The 20,877-nt window shown below is 70.6% G+C and carries 13 protein-coding genes; 8 read left to right on the top strand and 5 right to left on the bottom strand.

Annotation, left to right across the window (positions count from 1 at the left end; all coding sequences use genetic code 11):
* Positions 1-641 precede the first annotated feature (641 nt).
* Complete coding sequence (locus ABT025_RS32110; RefSeq protein ID WP_351002103.1) at positions 642-1,061, bottom strand: Rv3235 family protein; 420 nt, start codon at positions 1,059-1,061, stop codon at positions 642-644.
* A gap of 290 nt (positions 1,062-1,351) precedes the next feature.
* Here ABT025_RS32110 and ABT025_RS32105 point away from each other — a divergent pair, with 290 nt between their 5' ends.
* On the top strand, positions 1,352-1,858 hold the full coding sequence (locus tag ABT025_RS32105; RefSeq protein WP_351002101.1) for a DUF6912 family protein: 507 nt from the start codon (positions 1,352-1,354) through the stop codon (positions 1,856-1,858).
* Between the two features lie 70 nt (positions 1,859-1,928).
* Positions 1,929-2,600: an HAD family hydrolase gene (locus tag ABT025_RS32100; RefSeq protein ID WP_351002099.1), complete on the top strand. Its 672-nt coding sequence runs from the start codon at positions 1,929-1,931 to the stop codon at positions 2,598-2,600.
* 70 nt (positions 2,601-2,670) lie between these two features.
* Here ABT025_RS32100 and ABT025_RS32095 read toward each other — a convergent pair whose 3' ends face one another.
* The gene (locus tag ABT025_RS32095; protein ID WP_351002097.1) at positions 2,671-3,237 is read right to left on the bottom strand and encodes a DJ-1/PfpI family protein; all 567 of its coding nucleotides are present in this window, start codon (positions 3,235-3,237) and stop codon (positions 2,671-2,673) included.
* Between the two features lie 398 nt (positions 3,238-3,635).
* Here ABT025_RS32095 and ABT025_RS32090 point away from each other — a divergent pair, with 398 nt between their 5' ends.
* Positions 3,636-8,669, top strand: coding sequence for an NAD-glutamate dehydrogenase (locus ABT025_RS32090; protein WP_351002095.1), 5,034 nt, complete (start codon positions 3,636-3,638; stop codon positions 8,667-8,669).
* A gap of 180 nt (positions 8,670-8,849) precedes the next feature.
* On the opposite strand, the gene ABT025_RS32085 is transcribed toward ABT025_RS32090, so the two are convergent.
* Positions 8,850-9,629 carry an ABC transporter ATP-binding protein gene (locus tag ABT025_RS32085; protein ID WP_351002093.1) on the bottom strand — a complete coding sequence of 260 codons (780 nt, stop codon included), beginning with the start codon at positions 9,627-9,629 and terminating at the stop codon, positions 8,850-8,852.
* Complete coding sequence (locus ABT025_RS32080) at positions 9,622-10,560, bottom strand: ABC transporter permease (RefSeq protein WP_502972075.1); 939 nt, start codon at positions 10,558-10,560, stop codon at positions 9,622-9,624. The genes ABT025_RS32085 and ABT025_RS32080 overlap by 8 nt, the downstream gene beginning before the upstream one ends.
* 161 nt (positions 10,561-10,721) lie before the next feature.
* On the opposite strand from ABT025_RS32080, the gene ABT025_RS32075 reads away from it, so the two are divergent.
* The 5 genes from ABT025_RS32075 (at position 10,722) to ABT025_RS32055 (ending at position 18,631) form a co-directional block, all read left to right on the top strand.
* A complete protein-coding gene (locus ABT025_RS32075; protein WP_351002091.1) occupies positions 10,722-11,327 on the top strand; it encodes a TetR/AcrR family transcriptional regulator in 606 nt (201 codons plus the stop codon).
* A gap of 163 nt (positions 11,328-11,490) precedes the next feature.
* Positions 11,491-15,075, top strand: a complete 3,585-nt coding sequence (locus ABT025_RS32070) for a bifunctional glycosyltransferase/CDP-glycerol:glycerophosphate glycerophosphotransferase (protein WP_502972074.1) — start codon at positions 11,491-11,493, stop codon at positions 15,073-15,075.
* 205 nt (positions 15,076-15,280) lie between these two features.
* Complete coding sequence (locus ABT025_RS32065) at positions 15,281-16,591, top strand: glycosyltransferase family 39 protein (protein ID WP_351002089.1); 1,311 nt, start codon at positions 15,281-15,283, stop codon at positions 16,589-16,591.
* A gap of 80 nt (positions 16,592-16,671) precedes the next feature.
* Entirely contained in the window at positions 16,672-18,186 is a 1,515-nt protein-coding gene (locus ABT025_RS32060; protein WP_351002087.1) for a methyltransferase domain-containing protein, read from the top strand.
* Positions 18,187-18,256: 70 nt separating this feature from the next.
* On the top strand, positions 18,257-18,631 hold the full coding sequence (locus ABT025_RS32055; protein WP_326736488.1) for a DMT family transporter: 375 nt from the start codon (positions 18,257-18,259) through the stop codon (positions 18,629-18,631).
* Positions 18,632-18,696: 65 nt separating this feature from the next.
* On the opposite strand, the gene ABT025_RS32050 is transcribed toward ABT025_RS32055, so the two are convergent.
* Positions 18,697-20,865 (bottom strand): bifunctional glycosyltransferase/CDP-glycerol:glycerophosphate glycerophosphotransferase, encoded by a 2,169-nt coding sequence (locus ABT025_RS32050; protein WP_351002085.1) that lies wholly within the window; start codon positions 20,863-20,865, stop codon positions 18,697-18,699.
* Positions 20,866-20,877 lie beyond the last annotated feature (12 nt).

Raw genomic sequence — 20,877 nt, 5'->3', positions numbered from 1 at the left:
TGTTCCTTTCGGGGGGTGGTGGCGGCCGCCCAATTTTTTCGGGTGTTTTTTTTGCTGTGGGCGGCGGGGCCCGGGCACCGTTGGGTGTCCGGCCCCGGCCGTTGTGCGGTGCGGTGCGGTGGCGGGTGGGTGCGTGGGCGGTGGGCGGGTGCGTTGCGGGGTGACGTGGGGTGCGCCTGCGGCGGGCCTTGTCCCCTACCCGCCCCTTCTCGTAACCGGGGCTCCGCCCGGACCCCGCGCCTCAAACGCCGGCGAGGCTGGAAGGGGGGCTGGAAGAGAGGCTGGAAGTGGGGGGCTGGAAGAGGGGGCTGCACCGCCGGGCTCAGCGTCTCGTGCACCGGCGAGGCTGGAAGCGCGGGGCCTCCAGGCGTCCGCAGGGTTGGGAGTGGGTGCAGGTGCCTGTGGGGGCGCCTTGGGCGCCGGAGTGGCTGGGATGGGGGCTCGGGGCGTCCGCGGGGCTGGGAGTGGGTGCCGCAGACGCTTGCGGGGCTGTGGGGGCGTCTCAGGTGTCGGCGGGGTTGGGTGGGTCGCGGACGCCGTAGGGGGCCCGGGGGTGCTGGGTGGTGGTTCGGAAGAGGGTGGGCGCGGGCCTGCGCGGGGGGTGTGCGCCCGCGCAGGTGGTGTGCGCCCGCGTGGGTGGGTCAGCGGTGGCGTACCGGCGTGTTGCCCAGTTCCACTGCGGCGCAGCGCCAGCGGAGGTCCGGGCCCTGTTCCAGGCGGAAGGCCATGGCGCGGACCTGTTCGCCCGCCGCGATGCTCGCGCAGGCCTCCACGACACCCGGAGCCGGCTGGGCGCCTCGGCACATGCGGATGACCGGGCGGGCGCCGCGGCTCCTGAGCGGGGTGGTGGGGGCCAGTTCGGCGAGCTGGTCGTAGGCGTCGCCGATCGTGTGCCCGAGCATCCAGTGGACGGGGCGCTGGCCGCTGAGTACCGCCAGGAGGCGTTCCGCGAACCACTGGTGGGGCCGGACCCGCTGGGGCATCCGGCGGCGTTGTGCGGGTACGGCTTCGGGCCTGCGTGCGTCGTGCCGTCCGGCAGGCCGGGTCCTGTTCGTGCTCATCGCTGTCGCCCCCGTGCTTCAGAGGCCCGGATCAATACCGGGCGGTAACTTCTGCTGGTGATCTTCTACGGGGACGGCGGAGGCGGCCGCAAGCGTCGGTAGGCCGGGGGTGGAGCACCCGGGGTTCACCTATCCGGGTGGTGGGGCCGGTCCGGTGAGGGGGCCCGGGGCGGGCCGGGCAGGGTGAGGGCCGGTTGCCGGGTGGACGGGGCAGGGCCCGGACACGTAACCCCAAAGGGGGACGCCCCACGTATCCTGAGGGCGTTCCGACTACGAAAGCGACCCCAGCCATGCGCGTGTACGTCCCCCTGACCCTCTCCGGGCTCGCAGCGGCGCACCGGGCCGGCGAAGTCGGCCCCGGCCCGCTGACGGCGTACGCGGTGACCCCCGCGCTGCGGGAGTGGTACGTCTCCGACGACATCGAGGAGCTGGAGTACGCGGCGCTCAACCGGGCCGCGTCCGCTTCGCTGCGGCTGGTCGCAGGGGACCCCGCGGTCGCCCGCCGCCGAGTCGTCGTCGCCGTCGACGTGCCGGACGGGGACGCGGTCGCCGACCCGGACCACATCCTGGACGCCTCCTCGCTCGGCGAGGTCACCATCGCCTCTGCGGTCGCGCTGGCCGAGGCCGCCGCCGTGCACGTCGACTCGGACGAGGCCGACAAGGACGTCACGGCGGCCGCGGCAGCCCTGGGAGCGGCGGATCTCGGTGACGACGACGCCCAGTTCACCGTCGACGGCGCCGAGGACCACGAGCTGCTGTGGTTCGGTATCCAGGAGATCCCGAATCTGATCGGGTGAGCGGGGCCCCGGGAGGGCCGTGCGAAGGGCTGTTCGTCCGGCTGTCAGTGGCAGCGGGTATTTTTCTTGCATGGGGACGCACGGGAAGCACCGCACGCATCTGGTCTGGGACTGGAACGGCACTCTGCTCGACGACAACACGGCCGTCGTCGGGGCGACGAACGCCGCGTTCGTCGAGATCGGCCTGGCGCCGATCACCCTGGAGCAGTACCGGGAGATGTACTGCATCCCCATTCCCCGCTTCTACGAGCGCCTCATGGGCAGGCTGCCCACGGATGCCGAGTGGGAGCGGATGGACGGGGTCTTCCACCGCAGCTACACGGAGCAGCGCGAGGCCTGCGGGCTGACCCAGGGGGCCGCCGAGCTGCTCGCGGAGTGGCAGCTGGCCGGCCGGAGCCAGTCCCTGCTGAGCATGTACGGGCACGAGCACCTGGTCCCCGTCGTGCGGGGATACGGCATCGAGCGGCATTTCGTGCGCGTCGACGGGCGCACCGGGCCGTCCGGCGGCAGCAAGGCGCAGCACATGGAGCGGCACTTCGCGGCGCTGGACGGGATATCCCCCGAACACACGGTGGTCATCGGTGACGCCGTGGACGACGCGGTGGCCGCGGCCCATGTCGGAGCGAAGGCGGTGCTCTTCACCGGCGGTTCGCACAGCCGGGCCAGCCTGGAGGCGGCAGGGGTGCCCGTCGTGGACACCCTGGCCGATGCCGCGGCCCTCGCCCAGCAGCTGGGCGAGTAGCCGGGCGGGCCGGCAGCCAGAAGCCGGAGGACTGCGACGACCGTCCCGAGGGACGGTGGGACGGCGTGCCTCAGACGACCGGAGCCTTGGTGCGGAGCACGGTCAGGAATTCACGCATCCAGGCCGAGTGGTCCGGCCAGGCGCGGGACGAGACCAGGGTGCCGTCCACCACGACCTCGGTGTCCTGGAAGTCGGCCCCGGCCGTCCCCATGTCCGGCTCCAGCGCGGGATAGGCCGTGACCCGGCGGTTCTTCAGCGCGCCGACCGCTGCCGTCATCAGCGGGCCGTGGCAGATCTGGGCCACCGGGCGGTCCGTGTCGAAGAACGCCGAGAGGATCGTGCGGAGGTCGGCGTCGTTGCGCAGGTACTCGGGAGCGCGCCCGCCCGGGACGACGAGGGCCACGTAGTCGTCGGGGTCGACCTCGGAGAAGGCCAGGTCGGCGGGCCAGGTGTAGCCGGGCTTCTCGGTGTAGGTGTCGAAGCCGGGCTCGAAGTCGTGGACCACGAAGCGGAGCGTCTTGCGGGAAGGGGCGGCGATGTGAACTTCGTAACCCTCCTCGCGCAGCCGCTGGTACGGGTAGAGGACTTCGAGGGACTCGGCTGCGTCGCCGGTGACGATCAGGATCTTCGGTGCCATGGCGGGGCTCCCCACGATGTGTAGGCCTGTTCTGGATACCGGTATCCAGAGTGCGGCAGCGAGCGCCCGTGCGCTGTCCAGAGTGTCAAAGTTCGCGGCCGTCTTTTGTACACATGCGGCTCGTGACGGTTACGGGGGCGGGCGGGATAGCCTGGACCTCGTGATCAGCGCGATACGCCTCGGGGGCAGCGAAGCCCCCGGCCTGCGCCCGGAGTGCCACAGCACCCGGGCCATGACTGATCCCCCAAGCCCGACCCGAGTGCCAAAAATGGCCGATAAGGTCCCGGGCGTCTCTCATAGCGGCATAGCGTCGACTCAGACCGGAAACCCCGTGTCGTGGCGGTACGTCGTCTTTTTCACCTACGTCACGCAACGGCGCGCGACAGGAGCCAGAGGACATGCAGACCAAGCTGGACGAAGCCAAGGCCGAGCTGCTCGCACGGGCCGCCAAGGTAGCTGACAACAGCCAGGGCGGTGGTGTCGGTGGCCCGGGCGGTACCCCCCGGGTGCATGTCCCGGCCACCGGGGCCGACGACGGCACCGGGGCCGGGCAGGAGCGTCCCCGTCAGGACGTACTGCTCGCCTATCTCCAGCGCTACTACCTCCACACCGCTCCGGAGGACATCGCCGGCCGGGACCCGGTCGACGTCTTCGGTGCCGCCTCCTCCCACTACCGGCTCGCCGAGAACCGCCCGCAGGGCACGGCCAACGTCCGGGTGCACACCCCGACCGTCGAGGAGAACGGCTGGACCTGCAGCCACTCCGTCGTCGAGGTCGTCACCGACGACATGCCGTTCCTGGTCGACTCCGTCACCAACGAGCTGTCCCGCCAGGGCCGCGGCATCCACGTCGTGATCCACCCGCAGGTCATCGTCCGCCGCGATGTGACCGGCAAGCTGATCGAGGTCCTCACCGAGGGCGTCGGCATCTCGACGGACCCCCAGGCCGGCCGCAAGAACGCCAAGGGGGCGAAGGACGCCAAGGCCGAGCTGCCGCACGACGCGGTCGTCGAGTCCTGGATCCACGTCGAGATCGACCGCGAGACCGACCGCGCCGACCTCAAGCAGATCCAGACCGACCTGCTGCGGGTCCTGTCCGACGTACGGGAGACCGTCGAGGACTGGGAGAAGATGCGGGACGCCGCGCTGCGCATCGCCGACGACCTGCCCGGTGAGCCGCTCGACGACCTCGCGGACGACGAGGTGAACGAGGCCAGGGAGCTGCTGCGCTGGCTCGCCGCCGACCACTTCACCTTCCTCGGCTACCGCGAGTACGAACTGACGGACACCGACGCGCTGGCCGCCGTGCCCGGCACCGGCCTCGGCATCCTGCGCTCCGACCCGCACCACAGCGAGAACGAGGCGCACCCGGTCAGTCCCTCCTTCGACCGGCTGCCCGCCGACGCCCGGGCCAAGGCCCGCGAGCACAAGCTCCTCATCCTGACCAAGGCCAACAGCCGGGCGACCGTGCACCGCCCCAGCTACCTCGACTACGTCGGCGTGAAGAAGTTCGACGCCGACGGCAACGTCACCGGTGAGCGCCGGTTCCTCGGCCTGTTCTCGTCCGCCGCGTACACCGAGTCCGTGCGCCGGGTGCCCGTCATCCGCCGCAAGGTCGCCGAGGTGCTGGAGGGCGCGGGCTTCTCGTACAACAGCCACGACGGCCGCGACCTGCTCCAGATCCTGGAGACGTACCCCCGCGACGAGCTGTTCCAGACGCCGCCCGACCAGCTGCGCTCCATCGTCACCTCGGTGCTCTACCTCCAGGAGCGGCGCCGGCTCCGGCTCTACCTGCGCCAGGACGAGTACGGGCGCTACTACTCCGCGATCGTCTACCTGCCGCGCGACCGCTACACCACCGGTGTGCGCCTGCGGCTGATCGACATCCTCAAGGAGGAGCTGAACGGCACCAGCGTCGACTTCACCGCCTGGAACACCGAGTCGATCCTCTCCCGGCTGCACTTCGTCGTCCGGGTCGCCCCGGGCAGCGAACTGCCCAGCCTCACCGACGCCGAGGCCGACCGTATCGAGGCCCGGCTCGTCGAGGCGGCCCGCTCCTGGGCCGACGGCTTCCAGGAAGCGCTGGGCGCCGAGTGCGGTGAGGAACGCGCCGCCGAGCTGCTGCGTCACTACGGGCACTCGTTCCCCGAGGGCTACAAGGCCGACCACTCGCCGCGCGCCGCCGTGGCAGACCTGGTCCACCTCGAAGCCCTCAAGCAGGACGGGAAGGACTTCGCCCTCAGCCTGTACGAGCCGGTCGGCGCCGCCCCCGGCGAACGCCGGTTCAAGATCTACCGGACCGGTGAGCAGGTCTCCCTGTCCGCCGTCCTCCCGGCGCTGCAACGGCTCGGTGTCGAGGTCGTCGACGAGCGTCCGTACGAGCTGCGGTGCGCGGACCGTACGCACGCCTGGATCTACGACTTCGGGCTGCGGATGCCGCAGGCCACGGCCAACGGCGGCTACCTGGCCGACGACGCCCGCGAACGGTTCCAGGAGGCCTTCGCCTCCGTGTGGACCGGCGAGGCGGAGAACGACGGCTTCAACGCGCTGGTGCTGAGTGCCGGGCTGAACTGGCGGCAGGCCATGGTGCTGCGCGCCTACGCCAAGTACCTGCGCCAGGCCGGATCCACGTTCAGCCAGGACTACATGGAGAGCACCCTCCAGAACAACGTCCACACCACCCGGCTGCTGGTCTCGCTCTTCGAGGCCCGGATGTCGCCGGAGCGCCAGAGCGCCGGTACGGAGCTGACCGACGGGCTCCTCGAAGAGCTCGACGGTGCCCTGGACCAGGTCGCCTCGCTCGACGAGGACCGGATCCTGCGGTCCTTCCTCACCGTCATCAAGGCCACCCTGCGCACCAGCTTCTTCCAGCGCGCGGACAGCGGGAAGCCGCACGGCTACGTGTCGATGAAGTTCGACCCGCAGTCCATCCCGGATCTCCCCGCGCCCCGCCCGGCGTTCGAGATCTGGGTCTACTCGCCGCGTGTCGAGGGCGTCCACCTGCGCTTCGGCAAGGTCGCCCGCGGCGGTCTGCGCTGGTCCGACCGGCGCGAGGACTTCCGTACGGAGGTCCTCGGCCTGGTCAAGGCGCAGATGGTGAAGAACACCGTCATCGTGCCGGTCGGTGCCAAGGGCGGCTTCGTCGCCAAGCAGCTTCCCGACCCGGCCGTCGACCGTGACGCCTGGATGGCCGAGGGCATCGCCTCGTACCGCACCTTCATCTCGGCGCTGCTCGACATCACCGACAACATGGTCGCCGGCGAGGTCGTGCCGCCCAAGGACGTCGTCCGGCACGACGAGGACGACACCTACCTCGTCGTCGCCGCCGACAAGGGCACCGCGAAGTTCTCGGACATCGCCAACGAGGTCGCCGTCGCGTACGGCTTCTGGCTCGGTGACGCGTTCGCCTCCGGCGGTTCGGCCGGCTACGACCACAAGGGCATGGGCATCACCGCCCGCGGCGCCTGGGAGTCCGTCAAGCGGCACTTCCGGGAGCTCGGCCACGACACGCAGACCGAGGACTTCACGGTCGTCGGCGTCGGCGACATGTCGGGCGACGTGTTCGGCAACGGGATGCTGCTCTCCGAGCACATCCGGCTCGTCGCCGCCTTCGATCACCGGCACATCTTCATCGACCCGAAGCCGGACGCCGCGACCTCGTACGCCGAGCGGCGCCGCCTCTTCGACCTGCCGCGCAGCTCCTGGGCCGACTACGACAAGGAGCTGATCTCCGCGGGCGGCGGCATCCACCCGCGCAGCGCCAAGTCGATTCCGGTCAACGCGCACATGCGTGAGGCGCTCGGCATCGAGGCCGGGGTCACCAAGATGACGCCCGCCGACCTGATGCAGACCATCCTCAAGGCCCCCGTCGACCTGGCGTGGAACGGCGGCATCGGTACGTACATCAAGTCCTCCGCCGAGTCGAACGCCGATGTCGGGGACAAGGCCAACGACGCGATCCGCGTCAACGGCGAGGACCTGCGGGCCAAGGTCGTCGGCGAGGGCGGCAACCTCGGCGCCACCCAGCTCGGCCGTATCGAGTTCGCCCGTACGGGCGGCCGGATCAACACCGACGCGATCGACAACAGCGCCGGTGTGGACACCTCCGACCACGAGGTGAACATCAAGATCCTGCTCAACGGCCTGGTCCGGGACGGCGACATGACGGTCAAGCAGCGCAACAAGCTGCTCGCCGAGATGACCGACCAGATCGGCCACCTGGTGCTGCGCAACAACTACGCGCAGAACACCGCACTCGCCAACTCGTCCGCCCAGGCGCCCTCCCTCCTCCACGCCCAACAGCGCTTCATGCGGCGGCTGGAACGTGACGGGTACCTCGACCGGGCCCTGGAGTTCCTGCCCACCGACCGGCAGATCCGCGAACTGCTGAGCGCGGGCAAGGGGCTCAGCCAGCCCGAACTGGCCGTGCTGCTCGCCTACACGAAGATCACGGCGGCGCAGGAGCTGATCGGGACGAGCCTGCCGGACGACCCGCATCTCCAGAAGCTGCTGTACGCCTACTTCCCGCAGCAGCTGCGGGAGCGGTACCCGGACGCGGTCGACGGGCACGCGCTGCGGCGCGAGATCATCACCACGGTCCTGGTCAACGACACGGTGAACACTGGTGGTTCGACCGTCCTGCACCGGCTGCGGGAAGAGACGGGTGCCTCGATCGGGGAGATCGTGCGGGCACAGTTCGCGGCCCGGGAGATCTTCGGCCTGGGTGAGGTGTGGGACGCCGTCGAGGCACTCGACAACAAGGTCGCCGCCGATGTGCAGACCCGGATCCGGCTGCACTCGCGCCGCCTCGTCGAGCGCGGTACGCGCTGGCTGCTCGGCAACCGGCCGCAGCCGCTGGAGATCGCCGGCACGATCGACTTCTTCCGCGACGGTGTCGCGCAGGTCTGGGCCGAGCTGCCCAAGATGCTGATGGGCGCCGACCAGGAGTGGTACCAGGGAATCCTGGACGAGCTCACCGAGGCGGGTGTCCCGGACGCGCTGGCGCAGCGCGTCGCCGGATTCTCGTCGGCCTTCCCGGCGCTCGACATCGTGGCGATCGCCGACCGCACGGGCAAGGACCCGCTGGCCGTCGCCGAGGTCTACTACGACCTCGCGGACCGGTTGGGCATCACCCAGCTGATGGACCGGATCATCGAGCTGCCGAGGGCCGACCGCTGGCAGTCGATGGCCCGTGCCTCCATCCGCGAGGACCTGTACGCCGCGCACGCGGCGCTCACGGGCGACGTGCTGAGCGTGGGCAATGGCTCCTCCTCACCGCAGGAACGGTTCGACGCGTGGGAGGAGAAGAACGCGGCGATCCTGTCGCGGTCGCGGTCCACGCTGGAGGAGATCCAGGGGTCGGACGCCTTCGACCTCGCGAACCTGTCGGTGGCGATGCGGACGATGCGGACGCTGCTGCGTACGCACGCGTAGGTGTGAGGGAGGGGCGAGGCGGTACCGGGTGGGTCCGGTACCGCCTCGCCCCTCTTTGCCCGCAAGCGCTCCGTTGCCCTCAGCCGCGGGACGGGCCCGGAATGCCACAACCGCCGGACGGGCTCGAAATGCCGGGCGCGGGCCGGGGACGGCGGGCGGACTCCGGTGCCGGCGAGGCGGCTACTTCTTGCCGGTGAACTTCTCGTAGGCCGCTACGACCTCCTGCGCCGGGCCGTCCATCCGCAGAGTCCCCGCCTCCAGCCAGATCGCCCGCTCGCAGGTCTCGGTGATCGACTTGTTGTGGTGGCTGACCAGGAAGACCGTGCCGGCCTGCTTGCGCAGCTCGACGATCCGTTCCTTGCTGCGCCGCTGGAACTTGGCGTCGCCGGTGGACAGGGCCTCGTCGATCAGCAGCACGTCGTGGTCCTTGGCGGCGGCGATGGAGAAGCGCAGCCGGGCACCCATGCCTGAGGAGTACGTGCGCATGGGAAGGGTGATGAAGTCGCCCTTCTCGTTGATGCCGGAGAAGTCGACGATGCCGTCGTAGCGTTCGCGGATCTGCTCGCGGCTCATGCCCATCGCGAGCCCGCCGAGCACGACGTTGCGCTCGCCGGTCAGATCGCTCATCAGTGCCGCGTTCACGCCGAGCAGCGAGGGCTGGCCCTGGGTGTGGACGCGGCCCTTGGTGGCGGGCAGCAGCCCGGCGATCGCCTTCAGCAACGTCGACTTGCCCGAGCCGTTGGAGCCGATCAGGCCGATCGCCTCGCCCTTGTACGCGGCGAAGCTGACGCCCTTCACGGCGTGCACCTCGCGCACCCCGGGGGACTGCCGCCGCGAGGTGAGACGGCTGAGGGCCGAGGTGGCGCTGCCCTTGCCGGTGCGGGCGCCGTTGACCTTGTACGTGATGTGGACGTCGTCGACGACGACGGTCGGGACCCGGAGGTCTGTGCGGTCAGCCACGTCCGTAACTCTCCTCGGCCTTCCAGAAGTAGATGAATCCGCCCACGCCGCACACCAGGGCCCAGCCGGTGGCGATGGCCCACACATGCGGTGGCAGCTGTTCGCTCCCGAAGCTGTCGATGAGAGCGAACCGCATCAGGTTGATGAAGACGGCGGCCGGATTGACCTCGAGCGCCAGCTTCACGAGGTGCGGTACCCGACTGCCCTGGAGCATCGTGCCGACGCTCCACATCACGCCCGACGCGTACATCCATGTGCGCAGGATGAACGGCGTCAGCTGGGCGATGTCCGGGGTCCTTGCGGCCAGCCGGGCCATGACCATCGAGATGCCGGTGTTGAACACGGCCTGCAGGGCCAGGGCCGGCACCGCCAGCAGCCAGGCGGGCTGCGGGTACTGGCCGAACACCAGCAGGATCAGGACCAGCGCGCCCAGCGAGAAGAGCAGCTGCTGGAGCTGCTGCAGGGCAAGTGCGATCGGCAGCGAGGCCCGGGGGAAGTGGAGGGCGCGTACGAGCCCGATGTTGCCGCTGATCGCACGGGTGCCCACGGTGATCGACGAGCTGGTGAAGGTCCAGATGAAGACACCGGTGACCAGGAACGGGACGTAGTCCGGGACGCCGTGCTTCGTCTTCATCAGGACGCCGAAGATGAAGTAGTAGACCGTCGCGTTGAGCAGCGGGGTCATGATCTGCCAGATCTGGCCGAGCTTCGCCTGGCTGTACTGGGCGGTGAGCTTGGCGGTGGCGAACGCGGTGATGAAGTGCCGCCGCCCCCACAGTTGCCGGACGTACACCGGCAGGGTCGGACGGGCTCCACTCACGGTCAGCTCGTGTCGGGCCGCCAGGGCGGCGAGCTCGCCCGGGGCGTACACGGGCGGGGAAGTGGACGGAGGGGCGTCCACCGGGGCCTGGGCTGTTGTCTGGCTCACCACGATCGCTTTCGACGAAAGGCGGGGAAGGCGGGGAAGGCCGGGAAGAAGAGACGGGGATCGTTCTGGAGCGACGGGACGGAACCGTATCGTCGCAACGCCGAGGGTAAGACGCACTGACGTCGCTACGCAACCGTTTCGTCGTCGCGGACTATGATTCGGCCATGACCACCGACCCGGGAAGCCGCCGCCGTGCCCCCGCCGGAGCCGCCGTGCTGCGCGAGGACGTGACCGATGCGATCCGCGCCGCGGTCTTCGAGGAACTGGCCGCGGTCGGCTTCGCCCGGATGTCGATCGAGGGCATCGCGCGACGGGCGGGCGTCGGCAAGACCGCGGTCTACCGCCGCTGGAAGTCCAAGCTGCACCTGGTCCTGGACCTGGTCTCGGCCGTCGCGGTCCAGGGCATGCCGGCCCCGGCCACCGGTTCGCTGTACGGGGACGTCCGCGCCGTGCTCGAACTGGCGGCGTACGCCCTGCGCCACCCGCTCGCCTCCCAGGTCATCCCGGACCTGCTCGTCGAGGCTGCCCGCAGCCCGGAGATCTCCGACACCATCAAGGCCGCCCTGCTCGACCCGCAGCAGGGCATCGCCGCCGTGGTCGTACGCGACGCCGTCGCCCGGGGGGAACTGCCGCAGGACAGCGATCCGGACCGGGCCCTCGACCTGATCGTCGGGCCGCTCTACTGGCGGCTCGCGGTCGTCAGGGGCGAGCTGCCCGCCGGCTATCTGGACGACCTGGCGGCCTCGGCCGTGGCCGCGCTCACCCGCTGACCACGGGGCGGGGCCGCGGGTGGGGGCGCGGGGCGGGGCCGCGGCACCGCGTTCGGCGTCAGCACGGATGAACGTGACGTCACTCGTTGGGGACCGTAACCGGTGACCCCCGGCCGTTCACGGGGTTGAGCCATACGGATAGCCAGGCCCCCGATGAACGGACGTGCTCACCATGCCGCCACGGCTCAGTGTCGTTGTCCCCGTCTACAACGTGGAACCCTTCCTGACCGACTGCCTGAAGTCCCTCGCGGAGCAGACCGTCACCGACCTCGAAGTGGTGATGGTCGACGACGGGTCCACCGACGGCAGCGCGGCCCTGGCCGCCGGGTTCGCCGCACAGGACGACCGCTTCCGGCTGGTCAGTCAGGAGAACGGCGGACTGGGGCACGCCCGGAACACCGGCGTCCGCAACTGCGACCCGGCCGGCAGCTACCTCGCCTTCGTCGACAGCGACGACGTCGTCCCGCCGAACGCGTACGAGCTGCTGATCGGCGCACTGGAGAAGACCGGCTCGGATCTGGCGTCCGGCAACGTGCTGCGGCTGCGGGCAGGCGGCAGGCTCCAGCAGTCGCCCATGTTCCGGGGGCCCATGGCGACGACGCGGCTGCGCACCCACATCTCCCGTGACCGGCAGCTCGCCGGTGACCGGATCGCCTGCAACAAGGTCTTCCGGCGCTCCTTCTGGGACGAGCACGCGTTCGCCTTCCCTGTCGGCGTGCTCTACGAGGACACCCCGGTCGTGCTGCCCGCCCACTTCCTGGCCGGCTCCGTCGACATCGTGAAGGACCCCGTCTACCACTGGCGGGACCGCCCCGGCTCGATCACCGCCGACCGGGCCGTCGTCCGAGGCGTCCGCGACCGGGTCTCGCACGTGCAGGGCGTCTCCACCTTCCTGGCGGAGAACCGCACGGCCGCCGACAAGAACCTCTACGAGGCGCACGTCCTCGCCGACGACCTCTGGTACTTCATGGAGGTCCTGCCCGACGGCGACGAGGCGTACCGCACCGCCTTCCTGACGCACACCAACGCGTTCATGGACCAGGTCGACCCGGCAGTGCTCGACGGGCTCCCGCTGCGGCTGCGGCTGATGTGGCACCTCGTGCGCGAGCGCCGCACGGATGAACTGCTGGCCCTGCTCGCCTTCGACAAACGGGAGCCAGGGGCGTTCGCCGTACGGGGCGTGCGCCGCCGGCGGGCCGCCTACCCGGCGCTGACCCGGCCGGTGCCGGGCCGGGTGCTGCGCGTCGGCGACGCCGATCTGCCACTGGTCGCCCGGCTGCGGGAGGTGCGCTGGCAGGACGGCAAGCTGCACCTGAAGGGGTACGCGTACGTCCGCAACCTGCCCGTCTCCTCGGGCCCCGCCGAATTCCGGGCCGGCTGGCTGCGGGCGGGCGGGCGGCAGGTGGTCCCGCTGCGGCTGCGCCGGACCGGCGAGCCGGAGGCCACCGCGCGCTCCCGGCAGAGCCTGCACGACTACGACCGGTCCGGCTTCGAGACGGTCCTCGACCCCGCCAGGCTCCGCATCGCCGCGGACGGCCCGGCCGACCACGTCACCTGGCGCCTGGAGATCGGCGTCGCGAGGAACGGGCTGCTGCGGCGTTCCGCACCCTCCACCGCCGAGGCCCCCGTGGCCCCGCCCGTGTACCGCCCTGACGGCGATCACCGGATCGTGCCGGTCTTCGACGCCGACCGGCTGGTCCTGCACGCCGAGCGGATCGACGCACGCTTCGAGACGCACCGCGCGGGCGGGACGGATGACGGGACGCACCGCGCGGGCGGGACGGGTGACGGGACGGCCACCGTCGTCGTCGACGGCATGCTCCGGGACCGGCTCGGCGGCCAGGACCTGCGACTGGGCCTCACCCACCGCCCCTCCGGCACCGTCTTCGATTGCCCGGTCACCGTGCACGAGGACGCCGCACCCTCGGCGGCGGGCTGGCGGCGCTTCACCGCCGGGATCCCGCTCACCGCACTCCTCGACGCCAGGCCGGCATCCACCGGGGCGCAGACGGGCATCCCGTACAGCGTCCACCTCATCGGCCCCGGCGGGCGCCGGACCCCCATCGATGTGCCGGGCCCCGTCGCGACGGGCCGCTACCCGCTCGCGCCGGTCGCCGACGAACCCCGCGAGCTCGCCCTCACCGTGAGCGCGCGCGGGAATCTGCTGATCAGCGACCGCCCCGTGCAGCCCACCGTCGAACTCGCCGCCTGGACACAGGACGGGAAGCTGCTCCTGGAGGGCGGATTCCCGGACGATCCCGGGCGCCCGGTCGAGCTCGTGGCGCGGCACAGCGGTCATCACGAGGAGGCGGTCTTCCCCGTCGCGTTCACCGGACCGCAGGACGAGCGGCGGTTCACGGCCGAGCTGCGGCCGGACGCCGTCGAGATGTGCGGGGGCGGAGGGCTGCCGCTGGGGGAGGGCAACTGGTACTTCTTCCTCCGCGAGAAGGGTGCCGCCGACGAGACCCGCGACGCCGCTCTGCGCCTCCCGGCCGCCGCCCATCACACCCTGCCCGCGGCCCGCACCCTGGCAGGCCGTTCGTACGTCATCGAGCGCCGCTTCCACGACCAGCTGCTGCTGAGCTGCGCACCCCCGCTCGACGCCGCGGAGCGCGGCCTCCGCGCCAGGCGGCAGCTCAGCAGGGCATACGCGGCGCAGCGCACCGCGGCGTTGCGCGAGACGGTGCTGTTCAGCAGCTTCGACGGCCGTCAGTACTCGGATTCACCGCGCGCCGTCCACGAGGAGCTGACCCGCCGGGGGACCGGTCTGGAGCATCTGTGGGTGGTGAGCGACGGGCAGGCGCGCATCCCGGCCGGTGCCACCGCCGTGGAGCACGGCTCGGCGGCCTGGCACGAGGCACTGGCCCGTAGCCGGCACATCGTCACCAACACCCAGCTGCCCGAGTGGTTCGAGCGGCGCGAGGGCCAGACCGTCGTCCAGACCTGGCACGGCACCCCGCTCAAGCGCATCGGCCTCGACCTCGCCGGCACCGCCCAGGCGAACCCCGCGTACATCGCCACCCTCGAACAGCGCGCCCGGCAGTGGAGCTTCCTGGTCTCCCCGAACACGTACTCCACGCCCGTGCTGCGCCGCTCCTTCGGCTTCGAGGGCGAGGTCCTGGAATGCGGATATCCCCGCAGCGATCTGTTCCACGCCCCGGACCGGACCAAGATCGCCGCCGCGGTGCGGGAGACCCTCGGGATTCCCGACGGCAAGCAGGTCGTGCTCTATGCGCCGACCTGGCGCGACGACCAGCCGAAGAACCGCGGCCGCTACACCATGGACCTGCGGCTCGACCTCGCCGCCGCCGAGCGCGAACTGGGCGCGGACACCGTCCTGCTGGTGCGCCGTCACTACCTGGTCGCCGACCGGCTCCCGGACAGCGGTACGGGATTCGTCCGTGACGTCTCGCGCTACCCGGAGGTCGGAGAACTGATGCTGATCAGCGACGCGCTGGTGACGGACTACTCCTCGCTGATGTTCGACTTCGCGCAGACCGGCCGCCCGATGCTCTTCCACACCTACGACCTGGAGCACTACCGCGACACGCTGCGCGGGTTCGCCTTCGACTTCGAGTCACGGGCCCCCGGCCCGCTGATCCCGGACTCCGCGGATCTTGTCGAGGCGCTGCGTGACCCGGTCCTGGCGACCGCGGGACACGCGGGGGCGTACGAGGCGTTCCGGCGGGACTTCTGCGACCTCGACGACGGCCGGGCCGCCGCCCGGGTGGCCGACCGGATGCTGTAGTCCGCACCCCTGCGCAGCCCCGCATCCGCACCGCACCCGGACCGGTGCGGATGCGGGGTGAACTGCGCGGCGAACTGTGGGGTGATGCGGTGGTGAACGTGAATTGACGCACGGACTGTCCGAACTGCATGAACCGTTCGAGTGATTCGGAGAATGTGGTGTTTGCGCGGACGTGCAGGGAATCCGAGTCGCGGTCCGGACAAGTATGTTCATCGGTGCGTCACGCGGCGTCCTCGGGTTGCTACGTTCTGTTTTCATGGGTATCCGAATGTGGTGCGAAACCTTGGACGTACGACGGGCCAGAGTCGCTGTACTCGTTGCTGCGGTGGTCGGTCTTCTCGTCCGCGTGGTCATCGCGGCAAATTCTCCGGGACCCGCCGATGTGCGCTTCTTTCAGGGCTTCGCCAAGGCTGTAGCCGAACATGGACCCATTCGAATCTATGAGCAGTCGCTGCCCGGACTGCCCGTCTACAATCATCCGCCGCTGGCCGGCTGGATGCTGCTCGGACTGAACAGTCTTTCGGAATTCGGAATGTCGTTCGCCACGCTGATCAGGTGGCCTGCCTCAATTGCCGATTTCCTCTGTGTCCTGCTCGTGTTCGAAATTGTCCGCAGGCGTACCGCGCTGCGTACGGCGGTGCTGTGCGCGGTCGGAGTGGCCCTCAGCCCGGTACTGATCGCCACGTCCGGCTATCACGGCAACACCGACGCGGTCGCCGTCATGTTCGCCCTGGCCGCCGCCCACCTGCTGGCCGACCGCAAGTCCCCGCTCGCCGCTGGGGTGGCCGCGGCGCTCTCGATCAGCGTCAAGTTCGTCCCGGTCGTGGCGATCCCGGTGCTGCTCGTCGCCGCGCTGCGGTCCGGCCGGCCGGTGCTGGTCCGCTTCGCCGCAGCGTTCACCGCCGTGTCCGCGCTGGTCTGGGGGCCGGTCCTCGCGACCGTGCCGCAGGACCTCCAGAGGAACGTGCTGGAGTACGCGGGCGGCAGCTACCGCTTCTGGGGGCTGGTCCGGTTCGCCGACGTGTTCGGCCTGCCGGAGTCCGCCATCGCCTTCATGCAGGGCGGCGGCCATTTCCTCTTCGTCCTGCTGTGCGTGGCCGTCGGCGTCCGGCTCGCGTGGCTGCGGCCCGCGCAGCTGCCGGGCGTCGTCGCCGTCACGCTCGGCCTGCTGCTGCTTCTGTCCACCGCCTCCGGACTGCAGTACCTGACCTGGGCGGCGGCCGGAATGTTCGCTCTCGGGTTCTGGGAGGGGTTCGCGTACAGCTGCGTGCTGGGGCTGACGGCCGTCCTCGGCTACAGCGGACCCTCCCCCGTGCGCTGGAGCGAGCCGGCGCTGTACCTGGGCGCCGCCGGCTGGATCGTCCTCGCGGCCGGACTGGCCACCGGCGTACACCGACTTCTCACCGCGCGGCCGGCAGTGGACCCGCCCGGCCGTTCCGGCCGGGCGGAGGTCTCCGCTCCCCTTACCTCCCAGCCCTCCGGTACCCCCGAGCCCTCCGGTTCCGCCGTCACCTGACCGCCGCGCCGGAGCGGCGCCCGTCACCGTCCCCTCCCTGATCACAGTCACGAGCACCGAGCGCAACTGGAGAACGCCCCGTGAAGGAAAGCCCGAGTCCCAGGATCGGCATCCTGGTGGTCGCGTACAACGCGGAGAACACGCTGGAGAAGACCCTCGACCGGATTCCGGAGGATTTCCGTTCCCGGGTCGACGAGATTCTCATTCTCGACGACGCGAGTCATGACGCGACGTTCACCGCCGGCTGCCGCTGGTCGCAGGCCGAGGGAATGCCGAGGACCGTGGTGATGCGGCACACCAAGAACCTCGGTTACGGGGGGAACCAGAAAGCCGGGTACGCGCTGGCGGCCGCGCACGGACTCGACATCATCGTGCTGCTGCACGGCGACGGGCAGTACGCCCCCGAACTGCTCCCCGAAATGGTCGCCCCGATCGAACGCGGTGAATGCGAAGCCGTGTTCGGATCGCGGATGATGAAGTCGGGCAGCGCCCTCAAGGGCGGCATGCCGATGTACAAGTGGCTGGGCAACCGAATTCTCACCCGGCTGGAGAACGGACTGCTCGGATCGAAGCTCACCGAATTCCACTCCGGATACCGTGCCTACAGCGTCGAGGCGCTGAAGAAGCTGCCCATCGACCGGAACACGGACGCGTTCGACTTCGACACCCAGATCATCGTCCAGCTGCTGAACGCGGGAATGCGGATCAAGGAGATCCCGGTCCCCACGTACTACGGCGACGAGATCTGCTACGTCAACGGCATGAAGTACGCGAAGGACGTCGTCAAGGACGTCCTCGAATACCGCCTGGCCGTCAAGGGGTTCGGCACCTGTGCCTGGATCCCCAAGCCCGTCGAGTACGCCTTCAAGGAAGGCGACGGCTCCTCGCACGCGGTCATCCTGGAGAAGATGCGGAAGATGCCCCCCGGCAGGGTCCTGGACCTCGGCTGTTCCGGCGGGCTGTTCGCACAGCGCCTCGAAGCGCTCGGCCACGAGGTGACCGGGGTGGACTACGTCGAGGTGCCCGGTGTGCGCGAGAAGTGCAGCCACTTCCATCTCGCCAACCTCGAGGAGGGGCTGCCGGACGGGATCGGCACCGGCTTCGACTACGTGGTGGCCGGGGACGTCATCGAGCACCTCTCCCGCCCCGAACAGGTGCTCGCCGAGGTCGCCACCGTGCTCCGGCCCGGCGGCGAGGTACTGCTCTCCGTGCCGAACTTCAGCCACTGGTACTCACGGCTGCGGGTCGCGGTCGGGGCCTTCGACTACGACCGCCGCGGCATCCTCGACGAAACGCATCTGCGCTTCTTCACCCGGTCCAGCCTGCGCCGCACCGTAAGGGCCGCGGGCTACGACGTCCTGGACATCGCCTCGACCGGGGCGCCGTTCTGGTCGCTCCTCGGCCGCGGGCCGCTCGCCGCCGTACTCGGCGGGGTGTCGAGGGTGCTGACCGGAGTCCGGCCGACCTTGTTCGGCTATCAGCACGTCGCACTGCTCACCCCGCATGCGGCCGAGACGATCATCGCTGGAGAGCACGTCGATGTACAGGACATCCTCAACCGACAGTACGTCCCCGCCGACCGGGTCGGCGTCTGAGGCGACGATCCCCGAACCCACCCCCGCCCCGGCATCCGAGTCCCGGGCCGTCGCAGTCAGGAGCAAGGCCTTGACCCTCCCCAGTCTGATCCTGCTGCTGTTCGCCGTGTTCTCGTCGGCGGGCGGTCAGATCATGCTCAAGCACGGGATGAAGGGCGCCGTGGCCACCGCCGGGCGGGACGGCGGCTCGGTCGCGCTGCGCGCCGCCACCAGCCCATGGGTCGTGCTCGGTCTGGTCGTCTTCGCGGTGTCCGCACTCGCCTGGATGTCGACGCTGGCCAAGGTGCCGCTCTCCATCGCCTATCCGTTCAACGCACTCGGCTACCTGCTGATCGTGGGGGCCGGGGCGACGGTGCTGCACGAGCGGACCTCGATGTGGACCTGGGGCGGTTCGCTGCTCGTGGTGGTGGGCCTCGCCACGGTCATGGCGGGCCAGCAACGCTGAGATCGGCCGCTGTACGCCGAAGAGCCCGCCACCCGCCGGCGGGCCCTTCGGCGCAGGCCGGCCGGTCAGACCGTCGCGGACGGGGCGGGTTCCTCGCCCAGCAGCACCCGGCGCACCACTCGCTCGGCGGCGCGCCCGTCGTCGTACGGGCAGAAGCGGGCCCGGAAGGCCGTCAGCAGTTCCTTGCTCGCCGGGCCGTCCCAGCTGCCGTCGTTGAAGAGCCGCGCCAGCTCCTCCGTGGTCGTGGCCACGGCGCCCGGGGTCTCGCCGGGCCTGCCGGACAGCAGGTCGAAGACGACACCGCGGACCGTGCGGTACGTCTCCCAGTCCGGGGCGTGCACCACGATCGGCCGGTTCAGGTGCGCGTAGTCGAACATCACCGACGAGTAGTCCGTGATCAGCGCGTCGGCCGCCAGACAGAGGTCCTCGATCCGCGGGTGGTCGCTGACGTCGATGACCGACGGGTTCTCGGGCAGCCCCGCGCCCCCGTAGAAGTAGTGCGCACGCACCATGACCACGGTGTCCGGCCCGACCGCGGCGCAGAACCGCTCCAGGTCCAGGCGGCTGGTGAAGGCCGCCTCGTAGTCGCGGTGGGTGGGGGCGTACAGCAGGGCGCGCTGCCCGGGCCGGATTCCGAGACCCTCGCGGACCGCCAGGACCTGTTCGGCGGTCGCCGACGTGAGGACGTCGTTGCGCGGGTACCCCGTCTCCAGGCTTCGCGCTGCGCCGGGGAAGGCGCGGGCCCACACCTCGGTCGAGTGCGGATTGGCGGAGACGCTCCAGTCCCACCGGTCGACACGCTTGAGCAGCCGGTCGAAGTTCAGCCCCTGGGCCGCCGCCGGGTAGTCCTGCTGGTCCAGACCCATGATCTTCAGCGGGGTGCCGTGATGCGTCATCACATGCACCTGGCCGGGGCGCTTGACGACGTGGTCGGGGAAGTTGACGTTGTTGAAGAAGTACGTGGCACGGGCCACGGTCGCCCAGTAGCGGAGGGTGCCGGGCACCACATGGTCGATGCCCTCCGGCAGGGACTCCACTTGGTTCTTGGAGACCACCCACACCCCGCGCACCTCCGGTGCGAGCTCCCGGGCCTTGCGGAAGACGGCCTCCGGATTGCAGCTGACCCCGCGGTTCCAGTACGCGGCGTAGACGGCGAGCCCGCGGTCCAGCGGGAGCTTGCGCTGCCACCAGTAGTAGCGCTTGCTCAGACTGCGCTTGGCCCGGTCCCGCACCGCGTCCGGAGCGGCCCGCAGCCCGCGGCGCAGGGCCAGGACCGTGTCGAGGCCGCCGAGCACGGCGTACCGGCCGCCGCCGATCAGCCGGGGACGCAGCCCCCGCGCGCCGCCCGGGAAGCGGTGCCCTTCGGGCCGGTACGCGCGGTGGAAGGCGGCGACGGCGCGTACGTAGCGCCTGCGCCGGCGCGTCACCGTGGGATAGCCGGACAGCAGCTCCTGGACGGCCCGTTCGAAGAGCATGGGCTGCACCGCGAGCAGCCGGGGGCGCTCGCGGACGAACTCCATCAGCCCGGCGTACGCGTCCACGAGCTCGGCGGGGGCCGCGTCCGGCGTCGCCTCGTCGTCGAGGCCGGGCAGGTAGCGCTGCTGACGGTGCTCCACACAGGCGGTGGGCAGGACGGCCACGGAATCGGCCGCGGCGAGCGTCTGGAGGGCGTACATCCGCTCCCCGTGCCCTCCCGGCCCGAAGGACAGCTTCTCGCCCTCGTGGAGGGTGCGGCGCACCGCCCGGTTCCAGGACACCGGGGCGAGGTCGAGCAGCGCGGACTGTCCGGGCGCGGCCAGCGGGCCGTCGGACAGCCCGCCCAGCAGCTCCAGCGACCTGCTGGGGCGCGAACGCCCGCGGAACGGCCGCTTGTGATGGCCGAACAGCAGCAGATCGGGTTCGCCGGCCGTCCCGATCCGGTCGGCGACGGCCCGCAGCGCGTCCGGCAGGAGGACGAAGTGGGCCTCCAGGAACATCAGATAGTCCCCGACGGCCCGCTCGGCCCCGGCGTTGCGGCACCCGTCCGGACCCGCGCCGTCCGGGAGGTGGATGGCCTGCACCCTGCTGTCCCGGGCGGCGAACTCGTCGAGCAGCAGACCCGAACCGTCCGGCGCCCCGTCGTCGACGCCGATCACCTCGATGTCCGTGAACGGCTGGGAGAGCACCGACTCCAGGCATTCGCGCAGACTTCCCCGGGCGCGGCGGACGGGGACGATGACACTGAGGCGAGGCATACGGACTCTCTC

The organism is Streptomyces sp. NPDC002809, from assembly GCF_040295435.1.
In the GTDB taxonomy this organism is placed as follows: Bacteria; Actinomycetota; Actinomycetes; order Streptomycetales; family Streptomycetaceae; genus Streptomyces.
Note: the sequence above shows the minus strand (reverse complement) of the source record. Positions and strands in the feature narration are given on the sequence as shown.